Raw genomic sequence first — 15686 nt, 5'->3', positions numbered from 1 at the left:
GCCCTGATCAGAACAGAACGCGACAGCGAATCGTGCCCTTCACCTTGAGCAGCTTCTCCAGTGCCAGTTCGCCGTAGGCCTTGTCCACATCAACCACCACGTAGCCAATGTCTTCCTTGGTTTGCAGGTACTGACCACACACGTTGATGCCATTCTCGGAGAATACCCGGTTGATCTCGGACATTACGCCGGGCACGTTCTCGTGAATGTGCAGCAAGCGATGCTGATTGGGGTGTGACGGCAGCGCAACTTCCGGGAAGTTGACGGAAGACACCGAGGTTCCGTTGTCACTGTACATGGCCAACTTTTCCGCCACTTCGCGCCCGATGTTCTCCTGGGCCTCAATAGTTGAACCGCCCACGTGCGGGGTCAGGATGACGTTGTCGAATTCCCGCAGGGGAGAGACAAACTCTTCATCATTGGACTTCGGTTCAACCGGGAACACATCGATGGCGGCACCCAGCAGCTTGCCGCTACCCAGAGCGTCGGCAAGGGCGTCGATGTCGACAACGGTGCCACGGGAGGCATTCATAAGGATGCTTCCCGGCTTCATCTGGGCGAACTGCTCGGCCTTGAACATGTACTTGGTGGCCGGGGTTTCGGGCACGTGCAGGCTGACCACATCGGCAATGTTGAGCAGCTCCTGCATGGTGCCCACCTGGGTGGCGTTGCCGATTGACAGCTTGGAAACCACGTCGTAGAAGTACACGTCCATGCCCAGGCCTTCGGCAAGGACACTGAACTGGGTGCCGATGTTGCCGTAGCCGATAATGCCCAGCTTTTTGCCGCGGATTTCATAGCTGTCCTTGGCGGACTTCAGCCATTCGCCGCGGTGCGCCTTGGCGTTCTTCTCAGGCACGCCCCGAAGCAGCAGGATCGCCTGGGCCAGAACCAGTTCTGCAACGCTCCGGGTGTTGGAGAAGGGCGCATTAAATACGGCAACGCCCCGACGGGTAGCCGCCTGCAGATCAACCTGGTTGGTGCCGATACAGAAACAACCCACCGCCACCAGCTTCCTGGCAGCTTCAAATACTTTCTCGGTCAGCTGAGTACGCGAGCGAATCCCGACGAAGTGCGCATCGGCAATCTTCGCAATCAGGTCTTCCTCAGTCAGCGAGTGAGTCAGATACTCGATGTTGGTATAGCCCGCAGCATTCAGGGTATCAATGGCAGATTGATGCACACCTTCCAGCAGCAGGATCCGGATTTTGCTCTTCTCAAGAGACGTATTTGACATGGGCTTGCTTCCGAACCTTTCGTCACGTGAAATGACCCGTGGCCAGTGATCGTCAGGGCTGGCTCACAGAACAGGGGCGGTATGATACCATAAACGCAGACTTTCACAGCGCGCCGGTTTGCCTGAATCAACTGTCTGTGATTCCTGTTGCAAGATGTCCCGGCCCAAACCTGACGAGACCGACGAATCCATGAATTCCGAACAGATCATTGCTTCCCTCAAAGACCTGATGGCTTCCGGCGATGCCCCCGGAAAAGTACTGACCGACCCTGCGGATCTGGACACCTACGGCAAGGACTGGACCCGGATTTATCCGCCTAAACCCCTGGCGATCGTGTTACCGAAGACCACCGAGCAGGTGCAGGCGTTGGTGAAGTTCGCCAATGAAAATCAGGTGGCACTGGTCCCCTCAGGCGGCAGGACAGGTCTGAGCGCCGGTGCGGTAGCAGCCAACGGCGAAGTGGTTGTGGCATTCGATAACATGAACCGGATCCTGGATTTCAATGCCAGTGACCGCACGGTTCGCTGTCAGGCCGGCGTTGTGACTGAGCAGTTGCAGAACGCTGCCGAGGAAAACGGCCTCTACTATCCGGTGGATTTTGCTTCCGCCGGTTCCAGTCAGCTTGGTGGTAACCTCTCTACCAACGCAGGCGGCATCAAGGTAATCCGTTACGGCATGAGCAGGGACTGGGTTGCCGGCCTGAAAGTGGTGACCGGCAAGGGCGACATCCTTGATCTGAACAAGGACCTGGAAAAGAACAACACCGGGTACGATCTGCGGCACCTGTTTATCGGTGCGGAAGGTACCCTGGGCTTTATTACCGAAGCCACCATGAAACTCGCCCGCAAGCCGGACAACCTCACGGTACTGGTTCTGGGCCTGAACGACCTGACCAACACCATGGATGTGTTGCAGACCTTCCAGAAGAAGATCGACCTCACCGCTTACGAGTTCTTTTCCCATCAGGCCATGGGCCACGTCCTGGCCCATGGCCAGGTGCAGGCACCGTTCGAGACAGAGGCGCCTTACTACGCGCTGCTGGAGTTCGAAGCGGTCTCGGACCAGGTGATGGAGGATGCCATGGGATTGTTCGAGCAATGCATGGAGAACGGCTGGGTGCTTGATGGCGTCATCAGCCAGAGCGAAACCCAGGCCCAGAATCTGTGGCAGCTGCGAGAGCGGATTTCCGAGTCCATTGCGCCCCGTACCCCCTACAAGAACGACATTTCTGTGGTGGTGTCCAAGGTCCCCGGTTTCCTGCAGGAAATTGACGAGGTGGTCACCGAACATTACCCGGATTTCGAAATCATCTGGTTCGGCCATATCGGCGACGGCAACCTGCACCTCAACATCCTCAAGCCAGAGGATATGGCCAAGGAAGACTTTTTCGAGAAGTGCCAGCAGGTCAACAAGTGGGTGTTCGAGATTGTTGAGCGCTATCAGGGCAGTGTCTCCGCCGAGCATGGCGTTGGCATGACCAAAAAGCCCTACCTGAAGTACACCCGCAGTGAGGCTGAAATCGCTTATCTGAAAGGAATCAAGCAGGTTTTTGACCCCAACGGAATCATGAACCCGGGCAAGATTTTCGACTGATGCAGGATCACATCGTAGTACTGACAGGCGCCGGAATCAGCGCCGAGAGCGGTCTCTCCACCTTCCGGGATAATGGCGGTCTGTGGGATCAGCACAGTGTTTACGATGTGGCGACGCCGGAGGCGTTTGCCCGCAATCAGGCGCTGGTGTTGCGGTTTTACAACGAACGTCGTCGCCAGCTGAAAGCCGCACAACCCAACCAGGCGCATCGCCTGCTGGCGGAGTTGGAAAAGCGCTACCGGGTAACGGTGGTTACCCAGAACGTGGACGATCTCCACGAACGTGGTGGTGCCAGCAATGTGATTCATCTCCACGGCGAACTCACCAAGGCCCGGAGTTCCCGATATCCCGAGCTGGTGTATGACATCGGGTACCGGGACATTAATCCCGGGGATACCTGCGAGCGGGGCGCCCAGTTACGCCCTCATATTGTCTGGTTCGGCGAAGAAGTGCCTATGTTGGACAAGGCAGCCGAGATTGTCCGCACTGCGGATCACCTGCTGATCGTGGGAACGTCTCTGCAGGTTTATCCTGCGGCCGGGCTGGTTTATGAAGTCGACAGGGATGTGCCCATTACTGTCATCGATCCCGGGGAGCCGGCTTCGGTTTCCAGGGCCCGGGTGATCCGAAAGGGGGCCTGCGAGGGTACCGCTGACTGGGTCGCAAGTCTGCGCTGAGCCCGCTACCCGCGACGGTTCTTTAATCTTTTTGCAGCCATACGCTACACTCAGAGTACGCTTGTGATGGCGTGCCCTCGATGTTTGTGGGGCCAACAGGGTCTGACATTCAAGGAGCTGTGTGCGATGAGCATAATGAAAGAGTTCAAGGAGTTTGCGGTCAAAGGCAATGTCGTGGATATGGCGGTGGGTATCATCATCGGTGTGGCCTTTGGCAAGATTGTGTCGTCGTTCGTGGCCGATGTCCTGATGCCACCGATCGGAATGTTGATCGGAGGTGTGGATTTCTCGAACCTGGTGATCACACTCAAGGCTGCGGAGGACGGCGTCGAGGCCGTCGCGATACGTTATGGCGTGTTCATCCAGGCCGTGTTCGATTTCGTTATCGTCGCCTTCGCAGTGTTTATGGCGGTGAAGGCGTTGAACAGTTTGCGCAAGAAAGAGGCTGAAACGCCGGCGGCACCGCCCGCGCCGTCGGCCCAGGAGCAGCTGCTGATGGAAATTCGGGACTTGCTGAAAGCCAAACCCTAGCCTGATCGCGTTTCAACGACGCCAGAGGCCGAAGCGTCGGGGCTCGTCCCTCAGCCCGACGCTTCCTGCAGATACTTCTGCAGTTCTGTTCGGAATGCCGCCTGAACCCCGAGCCGCTTCAGCATCCAGTAGTGACCGGCAATCATACGGTCAATAAAAATGCTTTCCACCGGCGGTTTGAAGAAATCCAGGTATTTGAACACCGTGCTGGTCTTTGCCGCCACCCGCTTGTGAATTTCAGATTCGCCAAAGTCGTAGGGTTCATCATGTTCGAACGGCACTACAAGGATATCCCGCCACATGGCGTAGTAGGCTTCATCCACCGCCGGTTGGCTGCCGACCCGGGCGCCGAGGTCAATCAGGTAGCGGTCGAGGGCTTCATAATCTTCGTTTAAGGCGGCGGTCAGGGCGTTCTTGTAAGCCTCGACGATCTCCGGTTTCAGTTTCTTCACACACCCGAAGTCGTACATGATGATCGAGCCGTCGGGACGGTAAGCGAAGTTGCCGGCATGAGGGTCGCCATGGATGCACTGAAAGCGGAACAGCTGGTCCGCCATCAGGGTGAAAATCCGATGGCCGATCAGGTTGATGGTGTCCTGGTCATACCGGTCATGGCTGACTTTGCTCACGTGGTCACCCTCGACCAGCTCCATTGTCAGCACACGACGGGTTGAGTGGCTTTTTTCCACCGAAGGAATCAGCACCCACGGCTGGTTCTCGTGAAATTTGCGGAAGAGTTCTATATTCCTCGCTTCATTCTCATAGTCCAGCTCCTCTTTGAGCCGCTCCCGGATCTCTGCGAAAAGGCGGTCAACCGATTCCTTGGGCATCTTCAACAAGCCGCCCAGTTTAAGGGCCAGGCGCAGTTGCTTTAGATCGGAATCGCAGGACTCGTCAACACCGGGGTATTGAACTTTTACGATGACATCGACGCCGTTCTGAAGTCGAGCCCGGTGTACCTGGCCGATAGAAGCCGCTGCGTAAGGCTTCTCCTGAAGGTATTCGAACAGCTCGGAAACCGGTTTTCCCAGCTCTGACTCAATCTGCTCAACGATTACCTCAAACGGCATCGGAGGGGCTTCTTTCTGCAACTTTTCAAGTGCGTCTGAAAACTCCTTGGGCAGAAAATCCTGAGTCTGGGAGGCGATCTGGCCCACCTTCATGACGGCACCCTTGAGCTCTCCCAAGGTGTCGGCAATCTGATCCGCCATGCGGGTGTAACTCTCGCTCTGGGCGCCTTGGTCATTCTCCGTTCGGAACATTCGGCGCGCGCGCTGGCCAGCGTAATGCCCTGCGACTGAGGCAGTCATGCCTGCGAGTTTGAAGAAGCGCCCACTTCGGGAGGTAACCGGTTTCTTTGCCATAACAGATGTACGCCTTTGACCGGATATGGGTTTAGCCGGGCCTGCACGTTAAACCACTTTGGTCGCCACGAACAGCAGGTCTTCCAGTTCCAGTGACAGAGTCTGGCCGGACGTCAGCGGGCCTACGCCCTTGGGGGTGCCGGTCAGGATAACGTCGCCCGGTAGCAACGTGAACTGACTGCTGATGTGGGCAATCAGGGGAACCACCGGATTGAGCATGTCCCGGGTGTCACCGGTTTGCTGGCGGCTACCATCTATGTCCAGCGTGAAGTGAATATTGCCACCAGCAAACTTATCGGCTGCCACGAAGGGCGAAAGCGGGCAGGCACCGTCAAAGGCTTTGGCACGCTCCCAGGGCTGGCCCTTTTCCTTGAGCTTGCTTTGCAGGTCCCGCAGCGTCAGGTCCAGCGCCAGACCGTATCCGAGGATGGCGGCCTCCGCCTCACTGGCTGAGGCATGGGTCAGGGGGCGACCGATGAGCACCGCCAGCTCGGTCTCGAAGTGAACCTCACCTTTGTCTCTCGGGAAGTCCAGAGGGCGGGTGATATGGACAGCCGAGGTGGCGGGCTTGATGAACAGCAGCGGCTCATCGGGCACCGGATTATTCAACTCCTTTGCATGCTCCGCGTAATTGCGACCAATGCAGACAATCTTGCCCAGAGGCAGATGAACGGGTGTGCCGTCCTTCCAGTGGTGTTGGTAATCCGGCATGGTCGCCTCCAGTATGCTGTTGTTTATTCCCCGTCAAACGAGCAAACAGTATAAACCTGAAGGCCCTCATCCTGCAGCTTCCGGGAGCCTCCGAGATCGGGCAGATCAATCATCGCGGCGACTTCCACAATCTCCGCTCCTATTCGCCGGATCAGACGACTTGCCGCCAGCATGGTGCCGCCTGTGGCGATCAGATCATCCACCAGTACGACCTTGTCACCTGACTTGAACGCATCCTTGTGCAGTTCCACGGAGGCCGTGCCGTACTCCAGTTCGTAGTCTTCAACCAGAGTGTCGAATGGCAACTTGCCCTTTTTTCGAACCAGTACCAGAGAGGCGTTCAGTTCATAGGCCAGTGCGGAGCCAATAATAAACCCACGGGCGTCAACGGCGGCGACAGCGTCAACCCTGTGACCGTGGTAGCGATGCACGAAGGCATCAATCAGCTTTCGGAAGGCGGTCTTGTCCTGAAGTACCGTGGTGATATCGCGGAAGGCGACACCGGGCTTCGGCCAGTCCGGTACGGTGCGAATAGCCGATTTGATGCTCTCCGAAAAATAATCCATAACAGATCCGGTGATTGTTCTGGACGCAGGTTATGCCACGTCCAGGAAAGTGAATTTCAGGATAAAGACGACCGCAATGATAACAACACTGACGTTAAGCTCAGACCAGCGGCCGCTTAATGCCTTCAGAAGGGCGTAGGTAATAAAGCCCAAAGCGATGCCGTTAGCAATGGAGAAGGTCAGTGGCATCATCAGAGCGGTGACCACGGCGGGGGCGGCATCGGTTACATCGTCCCAGTCGATCAGCTTGAGCCCGCTGGCCATCAGAACAGCCACATACAGCAGTGCCGGTGCGGTGGCATAGGCCGGAATAATGCTCGCAATCGGCGAGAGCAGGAGGCAGGCCAGGAACAGTATGGCGACCACCACGGCGGTCAGACCGGTGCGGCCACCGGCGGAAATGCCGGCCGTGGATTCAATGTAGCTGGTAGTGGTCGAGGTGCCGAGAGCGGCGCCGGACATGGTGGCGACAGAGTCCGACATCAGCGCGCGGCCGAGGCGGGGAAGCTTGCCATCCTTGTCCAGAAGCCCGCCGCGCTGGGCGGCTCCGATGAGCGTTCCGGAGGTGTCGAACAGATCGACAAACAGGAAGGCGAAGATCACGCTGATCATGCCCAGGTTGAATGCGCCGGCGAGATCCAGCTGCATAAAGGTGGGAGCAATGCTGGGAGGTGCCGAAATAAAGCCGTTGTATTCCACCATTCCAAGTGTCATGGCCACGCCAGTCACCGCAATAATGCCGATCATCACAGCCCCGGTTACCTGCCGGAACGACAGTGCACAGATCAGCACGAAACCGCCGAAGAATAGCAGGCTTTCTGCTGTCTTGATCTCGCCGAGACCGACCAGGGTTGCCGGGTGGTCCACCACAATGCCGGCATTTTTCAGGGCGATCAGAGCCAGGAAGAAGCCGATGCCCGCAGAGATTCCATAGCGCAGGGACAGGGGGATGCTGTTAATGATCCATTCCCGGATTTTGAAAATGCTCAGCAGAAAGAAGATCAAGCCCGACAGGAATACGGCTCCCAGTGCCACCTGCCAGCTGTAGCCCATACTGCCAACCACGGTGAAGGAGAAAAAAGCGTTCAGCCCCATGCCGGGCGCCAGGGCGATCGGGTAGTTGGCCCAAAGGCCCATAATCAGCGTACCGATAACCGCTGCAAGGCAGGTTGCAACAAAAATAGCCCCGAAATCCATGCCGGTAGAGGAGAGGATGCTGGGGTTAACCACGATGATGTAAGCCATGGTCAGGAAGGTAGTAATGCCCGCAACCACTTCTTTGCGAACGGTGGTGTCGTGTGCATCGAGTTGGAACAGTCGTTCAAGCATGACGTGGGTCTGCCTCACAGGATTCTGAAAGTTGGTGTCTGGAAGTCTGGTCTGAACGGAATTGGTAGATTGCGTGAAAAAACGGCAATCTTACCGGCTGAGCGGCGGAAGGCCAAGGGATGATTGACAGTTTGTCACATCCGGAACACCCGGTCAGTTGCCCTGAGGATCCCGCTGCAGCCGGATATCGAATCGCACCGCAAGCATTCGCACAATCGTAATGAACAGCAGCCCGATGGTCAGGGGCAGGGCTTCATTCTCAAGGAACCACTGGCATACGAAATACAGCCAGCAGCCGGCGAAGGAAATGGATGCGTAGATCTGATCCTTGCGGAATATGTAGGGCACCTCGTTACACAGAGTATCCCGGAGCGCGCCACCAAAGGTGCCAGTCATCACCCCGAGAAGTGAGGCGATAAACCAGGAGTGCCCCAAATCAAGGGCGAGTTGCGCGCCGAGAATGGAAAAGACACCAAGGCCGATGGCGTCGGGAAGTACGATTCTGGACTCGCGAATCCGCTCGGCCCGATTCCAGTAACTGAACACAATTGCCATGCCCAGAATCAGAATGGGCTGTTCCTGGTGCTTGATCCAGTAAACCGGGTGGTTGTCCATGATCATGTCGCGGAGGGTACCGCCGCCGAGGGCCGTTATGAACCCAATGGTGAACACGCCGACAGGATCCATATTCTTGGAACGCGCCACGATCATGCCGGAAATCGCAAAGGCGATGATCCCAATCATTTCAAGCACGTAGATAATGTCTGGCATGGCAGGCCCTGAATGGTGAACAAGGATTGGCCGGGCGGCGAATTTCGGAGCGCGCAGGATAGCTGAAAACGCCTTTCAGTTCATCCTCGTGGGCGCCGTTGGCGAGTCGCTTGGTCTCCAGTACTGTGATCCATAACGACAGGTCCGCACGTATCTTGCATCCAACTTACCTTAATCTTGTAGTACGGAGTTGTTATGTCCCTGATGCGTCTGGCCTACGCCAGTGAAGCCACATTTGAAGCCAAGCCGGTGGAAAAAGGTGTTGAGCCCCACGTCGCCCGGATTTTGATGACCTCGAGAAGAAATAATGCCCGAGGAAAACTTATGGGTGGGCTGTATTACGGCAACAACCATTTTTTCCAGTATCTCGAAGGCGAAGAGGATGAGGTGAGGAAAACCTACGAGCGCATATTGAAGGACGAAAGACACCGCAACATCGTGACCCTGATTGAAGAGCCACTCGCCGAGCGCACCTTCACCAACTGGTCAATGAAGTACGTGCCGCTCTCCCGGGACGTTCAGCGGCTTCTGGAGTCGCAGGGGTTGCAGTACTTCGAGCCGGCATCGTTTACGTCCGCCCAGTGCGAGGACATGATTGAGCTGATCCGCAACTCCAGTCACGACCAGAAGCTGGTTAATCATGATGACACACAGACCATGCGCGACGCGCCCCAAGCATTCTCCCCGGGTCTGAAGGCGGGGTTGATTGCCGCCGCCCTGTGCCTGTTGGGTGCGCTTTTTTTCGCCGGCTCCATGCTCTGACCGATGGATGTCAGAAAATAAACACGGCTTATGGGCTGCAATAAGAGAACTTTATTTGCTTCAGGGTAAGACTCTGTTTAGCTTGACGGGTATCAAATAGCAGGCGAATCCCCTGCCTGAAACGCGATCAAACAAAAACGGAGCACCCATGAAAGCCATACTCTGCAAGGAATACGGCCCGGCCGAAAAGCTGGTCATCGAAAACGTCCCCAGCCCGGATGTCAAAGGTCACGGCGTCAAGGTTCGCGTGAAAGCGGCGGGCCTGAACTTTCCGGATACCCTGATTATCGAGGGTAAATACCAGCTTAAACCCAACATGCCGTTTTCACCTGGCGGCGAGATGTCTGGTGAAGTGATCGGTGTGGGTGACAAGGTTAGCCGTTTCAAGGTGGGCGACCGTGTGGCTGGACTGACCGGGTACGGAGCTTTTGCCGAAGAGGTTGTCGTTCCCGAGCAGAACCTGCTGCCGATTCCAGAAGGCATGTCGGATGAAAAGGCCGCTGCGTTCACGATGGTCTACGCCACCTCCTATTACGCACTCAAGCAGCGGGCAAACCTTCAGCCGGGTGAGACGCTTCTGGTGCTTGGCGCCAGTGGTGGAGTCGGTCTGGCGACGGTTGAGCTGGGCAAGGCTATGGGCGCAAAAGTCATCGCTGCGGCCAGCTCCGCCGAAAAACTAGCTGTCGCCAAGGCAGCTGGTGCGGATGAGCTGATCAACTACTCCGAAGAACCTCTGAAAGACGCCGTCAAGAAGCTCACCAATAGCAAGGGCGTGGATGTGATCTACGATCCTGTGGGCGGTGATTTCACCGAACAGGCCCTGCGAGCCATGGCATGGAATGGCCGGCACCTTATCGTGGGCTTCGCCGCCGGCGAGATTCCGAAAATTCCCGCAAACCTGACGTTGCTTAAAGGCTGTTCGGTGGTCGGCGTATTCTGGGGCAGCTTCACCCAGCGCGAACCCGAGGCCAGTGCCCAGAACATGATGGAGCTGATGAAGCTCTACGCCGAAGGCAAGATTGACCCGCAAATCAGCGAGGTCTTCGAGTTTGAAGACTACGCCAAGGCCCTGGGCGCGCTGACTGAGCGGCGGGCTACCGGGAAGGTTGTTCTTAAAGTCGGCTCCTGAGTTGTTGCGCAGCCTGGTAGCTCGGGGGAGGTCGGCGATTGGAGCCCCCTCCCAAAAAACGCTACAAGCACGTCCATGTGCGCTTGTTTCCGGCCATCCATGGCCTCCAACATTTTTGGGGAGCTCAGCCCGACACGACCCCGCACCAATCCTTGCAGGCTAGGGCCAACACACACAGGCCAGCATCAAAAGCTGACCTTCCCCCCATCAATCTCCGAAACCAACCTGGGCGTCAGCAAGGTATACCCATCAGTGCGAGGCAGCCAGGCATAAACTTTCTCGCCGGAATGGCCGAGTGAATAGCCGGCTCTCTGGATGTCCACCTTCCGGTACTTGAACGTCCCCGTTTTTTCGATGGCGTGGGTGACCCGCACAAACACCGGAATGGCATAGGCCGGCAGGTTATCCTGGAGGTAGGCGAACAGGCTGTTAACGTCGAACTCGCGGCCGTTGCTTTGGGGTACCAGGGTTACCATCCCTGCCTTGCCGTTGGTGCCGGGGACTTCCACGCCGTAGACAATGGCCTCTTCGACCATCCCGGAACCGTCTATGATGTTTTCCACCTCCGTGGTTGAGACATTCTCGCCTTTCCAGCGGAAGGTATCCCCCATGCGGTCAACAAACTGCAGGTGGCCGCAGCCGATTTCTTTCAGGACATCGCCGGTGTTGAACCAGGCGTCGCCGTTTTTGAAGGCGTTGCGAAGGATCGACTGTTCTGTGGCTTCTTTCTGGGTGTAGCCCTCGAAGGACCAGTTCTTGGTGATCTCCCCAATCAACAGGCCAGGTTCACCTTTGGCGACTTCCTTCAGAAAGCCTTTCCCGTTGCGAACCGGGTCCCGGGTGCCGTCGTGGAATTTCACTAGTCTGTAAGGGGCGGTGGAGAAGCCGACGGTGTTGTCTATGTTGAAGAAATTGCTGAAACCGATGTTACCCTCGCTAGAGGCGTAAAGTTCCGCCACGGTTTCGATGCCAAAGCGTTCCTTGAATTCTTTCCAGATGGATGGGCGCAGGCCGTTGCCGATCATCTTGGTCAGGGTGTGGTTACGGTCCTGCTCGCTGGGAGGCTGGTTGAGCAGGTAGCGGCAGAGCTCGCCGACATAGCCGAAGATGGTGGCATGGTAGTAGCGCACATCGTCCCAGAAGGCGCTGGCTGAGAACTTTCGGCGCAGGGCAATGGCCGAGCCGCCGGCCAGTACGGAGCTCCAGCAAACCACCAGCGCCGTGCCGTGGTAGAGGGGCAGGGTGCAATAGAGGACATCCTCGGGCTCCATGGCCAGGGACATCAGGCCAAACCCTCCGTAGGCCTTGATGAACTTGCGGTGGGAGGCCGGGGCTGCTTTGGGCAGGCCGGTGGTGCCGGAGGTGAACAGGTAGATCGCGGTGTCGCCCAATCTGGGTGGGTCTGCCAGAGCCGGGTTGTCACTGTTGAAGGCGCTGACTTGCTCGGCCATATTGACGTACCCGTCCGGGGCATCGCCAAAGGCGTTCAGGGTGTTGATGTCTGCGAGGAACTGGAATGGATGAGGGTGTCGGGGCTTCAGATCAGCTTTTACGCCATTAAATGCCTCAACCAGCTCCTCACCGACCACCACCATTTTCGGTTCAATCAGGTTGATGCTGTGCTCAAGTACCTTGCCTTTCTGGGAGGTGTTTAGCATGGCGCAGGCCACCCCCAGTTTGGCGGCGCCGGCTACCACAGCGAGCAGCTCCGGGCGGTTCTCCAGGAATACTGCGATGGCATCGCCCTTGCGGAGGCCCTGGTCCTGCAGGTAGCGGGCGATACGATTGGCCCAGCCATTGAGCTCGCGCCAGGTAATGGAACGGTCCTCAAAAAGAATGGCAGGCCGGTTGCCGACATGATTGGCATTGGCTTCAATGAGCGTGCCGAGGGTCAGTCCCCGGTCCTCATTTTTCAGGGAATAGTAGTAAAAACCTCTGGCTATGGCGGGCAGCCGCCTGATGACGCCCCGCAGGCCGCGGGCGATGTCCAGTGGGGATACGTTGTCTTGGCTCATGATGGTTCTTTACCCGGCTTATGTTTTTGCGCTGGCCTCCTGTTCAGAGGTTTCGTTCGCAGTGATCTCCACCAGCAACTGGCTGCGTTTAACCTGTTCACCTTTACTGGCGTGAACCTGGCCGACGACGCCATCGCGGTCTGCTCTCACCGGATGCTCCATTTTCATGGCTTCCAGGACTACGAGCGTATCGCCCTGGCGAACGGTATGGCCAGCTTCGACCAGCACATCAATGATGGCACCATCCATCGTTGCCTGGATGCGACCGCTGCCAACGCCGTTGGGGCCGGTTGCCGGAAGGTGGGTAATGTCCCGGACCGACCAGGATTGCCCGAACGCCTGCAAATATAGGGAATTGCCCTGGCGGTGATATTGGCAAGTCTGACGAACGCCGTTGTCGATAATGCACAAAAGGCCATCACGTTGGCTTTCAAACAAAAGGGTGTGGCGGGTTTTGCCCATGCTGAACGACAACCGGTTGCCGGTCCGGGTAACCAGCAGCTCAACGATCGTGTCGCCGCTTTCCAGCTTGATCGGGGTCATGGTGGCCGGTGCATTGCTCCAGGCGGTCTGGCCCGAAATGCCATGGTCGAGAACGCAGGCCGCAAGGGCGATCTTCCGGATGTCCAGCTCCTGTGGCTTCAGTGAAGGATCATCACTGAAGGCTTGCTGCAAAAATGCTGTGGTTGCCTCTCCAGCACCGAAGGTGTCGTTGGCAATAATCCGGCTCAGGAAATAGCGGTTGGTGGTGACGCCGAAGACTGCCGTGTCCTCAAGGGCCCGGATCAGACGGCGGCGGGCCTCATCGCGGTTCTGGCCCCAGGCAATCACTTTTGCCAGCATGGGATCGTAATGGGGCGTGATGCTGTCTCCTGATCGAACGCCGGTGTCGAACCTTAGGCCCTCACCTTCCGCGGGTTCAAATACATAGAGAGGACCGGTCTGGGGCGTGAAACCCTGGGCGGGATTCTCGGCGTAAAGCCGCACCTCGATGGCATGGCCGTTCAGGTTGATCTCTTCCTGGGCCAAGGGCAGTGGTAATCCCTCGGCAACGGTAAGCTGCCATGCAACAAGATCCTGACCGGTAATCAGCTCGGTGACAGGGTGTTCCACCTGCAGACGGGTGTTCATTTCCAGAAAATAGAAGTGCCGGTGTTGGTCGACCAGGAACTCGACGGTGCCGGCACCTTCGTAATTGCAGGCCAGCGCCGCTTTGACCGCGGCCTCGCCCATGGCTTGGCGCAGGTCCGGTGTCACAAAGGGAGAGGGTGCTTCTTCGACCACTTTCTGGTGCCGGCGCTGAACGGAGCAGTCTCGCTCGCCCAGGTACACGGCGTTGCCGAGGCTATCGGCGAACACCTGGATTTCCACGTGGCGGGGCTCGATCACGGCTTTCTCGAGGATCAGCTCGTCGTCGCCGAAGGCCTGCTTGGACTCGGAACGGGCCCGCTTGATGTTGTCGGCGAGTTCAGGTTCACTCTCAACCAGGCGCATACCACGGCCACCGCCGCCGGCAGAGGCTTTGATCATCAAGGGGTAGCCGATGTCTTTGGCGGCTGCGATCAGTTCGTCGTCGCTGGCGTTGTTACCCTCATAACCGGGTACCACGGGCACGCCGGCTTCCTGCATGGCGATTTTGGATCGACGCTTGCTGCCCATCAGTTCGATGGCAGATGCAGGCGGGCCCACGAAGACCAGACCAGCCTCTTTGCAGGCATCGGCGAAGGCGGCATTCTCGGAGAGGAAACCGTATCCGGGGTGGATGCAGTCGGCGCCGGTTTTGCGGGCGGCCTCGAGGATGGCGTCGCTGTTCAGGTAGGAGGCGGATACCTGAGCCGGGCCAATGCATACGGCCTCGTCGGCCATCTCCACGTGCATGGCTTTGGCGTCGGCCTCAGAGTAGACAGCGACGGTACGGTAACCGAGGGCTTTGGCGGTGCGGATGATCCGAACTGCGATTTCGCCCCGGTTGGCTATTAACAGTTTTCTTAACATGTTCTTGTTCTCTTGCTTGGGTGTGGGGCCGCGCGAGAGGCTGGATGTGCCTCCAGAAAACCGCTACGAGTACGTCCATGTGCGCTTGTTTCCGGCCATCCATGGCCTCCAACATTTTCTGGAGGCACATCCAGCCTCCCACGCTCCGCATTCATCAAGAGTGGCCCGCCCAGGCCGGTGACCGCTTTTGCATGAAAGCCATGGTGCCCTCGGTCCCTTCGCTTCCCCGAATGGCTTCCGCAAATTTCTCAGCCGCGCTGTCGAGCAGGCCGCTCATCGACTCATGACCAACCCGATGAAGCAACGCCTTGGTTTCAGCGGTGGCAACCGGAGCGCAATGGCGAACACGTTCCAAAGCGGCAGCCAGCATCTCTTCCAGTTCATCATCCGATGATGCCGCCTGGTGAACGATTCCAAGACTGCATGCCTCGTTCGCATCGATTCTCAAGCCCAGCAAAGCCAATCGGCGAGCCTGGGTTAGGCCGATTCGTTCAACCACAAACGGCGCAATCTGGGCGGGAATCACGCCGAGGGACGTTTCCGGCATGCCGAACCTGGCCGTCGGCCCGGCGATGGCAACGTCGGAAACGCAGGCCAGTCCGAAGCCCCCGCCCATCACGGCGCCTTCGGTGACCGCGACAACGACTTTCGAGGATTCGTTGACCTGTTGGATCATCTGGCCGAAGGCTCTGTTCAGGCGGTAGAACGGATCGGCCTCACCCTCGGCAGCCTTCTGGCCGCGGGCACCGGCCATGTCTTTGATATCACCGCCGGCACAAAAATGACCACCGGCACCCCGGATTACGACGACGCGGATGTGCAGGTCGTTTTCAATCTGGGCAAAAACCGCCGACAGTTCCGCAACCATTTCCAGGCTCATGGCGTTGCGAACGTCCGGTCGGTTGATGGTGAGAAACAGGGTAGGGCCCTGTTTCTCCAGTAACAGTGTCTCGCAATGTGGTAGCTGATCCATAACTGACTCCACGTAAAAGGTTTGGAGCTATC

14 protein-coding genes are annotated in these 15686 nt (G+C 57.6%); 5 read left to right on the top strand and 9 right to left on the bottom strand.

Translation table 11 applies throughout. The features are described from left to right. Positions 1-7: 7 nt before the first annotated feature. Positions 8-1237 carry a phosphoglycerate dehydrogenase gene (gene serA, locus ACN0XM_RS07900; protein ID WP_417566380.1) on the bottom strand — a complete coding sequence of 410 codons (1230 nt, stop codon included), beginning with the start codon at positions 1235-1237 and terminating at the stop codon, positions 8-10. Between the two features lie 190 nt (positions 1238-1427). Between serA and ACN0XM_RS07895 the strand changes: the two genes are divergently transcribed. The 3 genes from ACN0XM_RS07895 to mscL all read left to right on the top strand — a co-directional run bounded on the left by ACN0XM_RS07895 (position 1428) and on the right by mscL (position 4039). After that, positions 1428-2831, top strand: a complete 1404-nt coding sequence (locus tag ACN0XM_RS07895; protein ID WP_417566603.1) for an FAD-binding oxidoreductase — start codon at positions 1428-1430, stop codon at positions 2829-2831. Then, positions 2831-3508 carry an SIR2 family NAD-dependent protein deacylase gene (locus tag ACN0XM_RS07890; RefSeq protein WP_417566379.1) on the top strand — a complete coding sequence of 226 codons (678 nt, stop codon included), beginning with the start codon at positions 2831-2833 and terminating at the stop codon, positions 3506-3508. The genes ACN0XM_RS07895 and ACN0XM_RS07890 overlap by 1 nt, the downstream gene beginning before the upstream one ends. 126 nt (positions 3509-3634) lie before the next feature. After that, positions 3635-4039 carry a large-conductance mechanosensitive channel protein MscL gene (gene mscL, locus ACN0XM_RS07885; RefSeq protein ID WP_417566378.1) on the top strand — a complete coding sequence of 135 codons (405 nt, stop codon included), beginning with the start codon at positions 3635-3637 and terminating at the stop codon, positions 4037-4039. A 50-nt stretch (positions 4040-4089) separates the two neighbouring features. On the opposite strand, the gene ACN0XM_RS07880 is transcribed toward mscL, so the two are convergent. The 5 genes from ACN0XM_RS07880 to ACN0XM_RS07860 form a co-directional block, all read right to left on the bottom strand. Beyond that, complete coding sequence (locus tag ACN0XM_RS07880) at positions 4090-5403, bottom strand: ABC1 kinase family protein (RefSeq protein ID WP_417566377.1); 1314 nt, start codon at positions 5401-5403, stop codon at positions 4090-4092. Between the two features lie 48 nt (positions 5404-5451). Further along, positions 5452-6114, bottom strand: a complete 663-nt coding sequence (locus tag ACN0XM_RS07875; RefSeq protein ID WP_417566375.1) for a fumarylacetoacetate hydrolase family protein — start codon at positions 6112-6114, stop codon at positions 5452-5454. Positions 6115-6137: 23 nt separating this feature from the next. Continuing rightward, positions 6138-6680, bottom strand: a complete 543-nt coding sequence (locus tag ACN0XM_RS07870; protein ID WP_417566374.1) for an adenine phosphoribosyltransferase — start codon at positions 6678-6680, stop codon at positions 6138-6140. Positions 6681-6710: 30 nt separating this feature from the next. Next, the gene (locus tag ACN0XM_RS07865) at positions 6711-8009 is read right to left on the bottom strand and encodes an NCS2 family permease (RefSeq protein ID WP_417566373.1); all 1299 of its coding nucleotides are present in this window, start codon (positions 8007-8009) and stop codon (positions 6711-6713) included. A 153-nt stretch (positions 8010-8162) separates the two neighbouring features. Further along, positions 8163-8780, bottom strand: coding sequence for a trimeric intracellular cation channel family protein (locus ACN0XM_RS07860; RefSeq protein WP_417566372.1), 618 nt, complete (start codon positions 8778-8780; stop codon positions 8163-8165). Positions 8781-8975: 195 nt separating this feature from the next. On the opposite strand from ACN0XM_RS07860, the gene ACN0XM_RS07855 reads away from it, so the two are divergent. Next, positions 8976-9542: a BLUF domain-containing protein gene (locus tag ACN0XM_RS07855; protein ID WP_417566371.1), complete on the top strand. Its 567-nt coding sequence runs from the start codon at positions 8976-8978 to the stop codon at positions 9540-9542. 148 nt (positions 9543-9690) lie between these two features. Further along, positions 9691-10671 (top strand): NADPH:quinone oxidoreductase family protein, encoded by a 981-nt coding sequence (locus ACN0XM_RS07850; protein WP_417566370.1) that lies wholly within the window; start codon positions 9691-9693, stop codon positions 10669-10671. 185 nt (positions 10672-10856) lie between these two features. On the opposite strand, the gene ACN0XM_RS07845 is transcribed toward ACN0XM_RS07850, so the two are convergent. The 3 genes from ACN0XM_RS07845 to ACN0XM_RS07835 form a co-directional block, all read right to left on the bottom strand. Continuing rightward, positions 10857-12686 carry a long-chain-acyl-CoA synthetase gene (locus tag ACN0XM_RS07845; RefSeq protein WP_417566369.1) on the bottom strand — a complete coding sequence of 610 codons (1830 nt, stop codon included), beginning with the start codon at positions 12684-12686 and terminating at the stop codon, positions 10857-10859. A gap of 18 nt (positions 12687-12704) precedes the next feature. Beyond that, entirely contained in the window at positions 12705-14681 is a 1977-nt protein-coding gene (locus ACN0XM_RS07840) for an acetyl/propionyl/methylcrotonyl-CoA carboxylase subunit alpha (protein WP_417566368.1), read from the bottom strand. A gap of 154 nt (positions 14682-14835) precedes the next feature. Further along, a complete protein-coding gene (locus tag ACN0XM_RS07835) occupies positions 14836-15654 on the bottom strand; it encodes an enoyl-CoA hydratase/isomerase family protein (protein WP_417566367.1) in 819 nt (272 codons plus the stop codon). Positions 15655-15686: the final 32 nt, after the last annotated feature.

It is taken from the genome of Marinobacter sp. (assembly GCF_048269445.1).
GTDB lineage: Bacteria > Pseudomonadota > Gammaproteobacteria > Pseudomonadales > Oleiphilaceae > Marinobacter.
Note: the sequence above shows the minus strand (reverse complement) of the source record. Positions and strands in the feature narration are given on the sequence as shown.

What these genes read in the sequence shown, in the direction of transcription:
- serA (WP_417566380.1), bottom strand. Translation starts at nt 1,237, where the DNA reads ATGTCAAATACGTCTCTTGAGAAGAGCAAAATCCGGATCCTGCTGCTG.
- ACN0XM_RS07895 (WP_417566603.1), top strand. Translation starts at nt 1,428, where the DNA reads ATGAATTCCGAACAGATCATTGCTTCCCTCAAAGACCTGATGGCTTCC.
- ACN0XM_RS07890 (WP_417566379.1), top strand. Translation starts at nt 2,831, where the DNA reads ATGCAGGATCACATCGTAGTACTGACAGGCGCCGGAATCAGCGCCGAG.
- mscL (WP_417566378.1), top strand. Translation starts at nt 3,635, where the DNA reads ATGAGCATAATGAAAGAGTTCAAGGAGTTTGCGGTCAAAGGCAATGTC.
- ACN0XM_RS07880 (WP_417566377.1), bottom strand. Translation starts at nt 5,403, where the DNA reads ATGGCAAAGAAACCGGTTACCTCCCGAAGTGGGCGCTTCTTCAAACTC.
- ACN0XM_RS07875 (WP_417566375.1), bottom strand. Translation starts at nt 6,114, where the DNA reads ATGCCGGATTACCAACACCACTGGAAGGACGGCACACCCGTTCATCTG.
- ACN0XM_RS07870 (WP_417566374.1), bottom strand. Translation starts at nt 6,680, where the DNA reads ATGGATTATTTTTCGGAGAGCATCAAATCGGCTATTCGCACCGTACCG.
- ACN0XM_RS07865 (WP_417566373.1), bottom strand. Translation starts at nt 8,009, where the DNA reads ATGCTTGAACGACTGTTCCAACTCGATGCACACGACACCACCGTTCGC.
- ACN0XM_RS07860 (WP_417566372.1), bottom strand. Translation starts at nt 8,780, where the DNA reads ATGCCAGACATTATCTACGTGCTTGAAATGATTGGGATCATCGCCTTT.
- ACN0XM_RS07855 (WP_417566371.1), top strand. Translation starts at nt 8,976, where the DNA reads ATGTCCCTGATGCGTCTGGCCTACGCCAGTGAAGCCACATTTGAAGCC.
- ACN0XM_RS07850 (WP_417566370.1), top strand. Translation starts at nt 9,691, where the DNA reads ATGAAAGCCATACTCTGCAAGGAATACGGCCCGGCCGAAAAGCTGGTC.
- ACN0XM_RS07845 (WP_417566369.1), bottom strand. Translation starts at nt 12,686, where the DNA reads ATGAGCCAAGACAACGTATCCCCACTGGACATCGCCCGCGGCCTGCGG.
- ACN0XM_RS07840 (WP_417566368.1), bottom strand. Translation starts at nt 14,681, where the DNA reads ATGTTAAGAAAACTGTTAATAGCCAACCGGGGCGAAATCGCAGTTCGG.
- ACN0XM_RS07835 (WP_417566367.1), bottom strand. Translation starts at nt 15,654, where the DNA reads ATGGATCAGCTACCACATTGCGAGACACTGTTACTGGAGAAACAGGGC.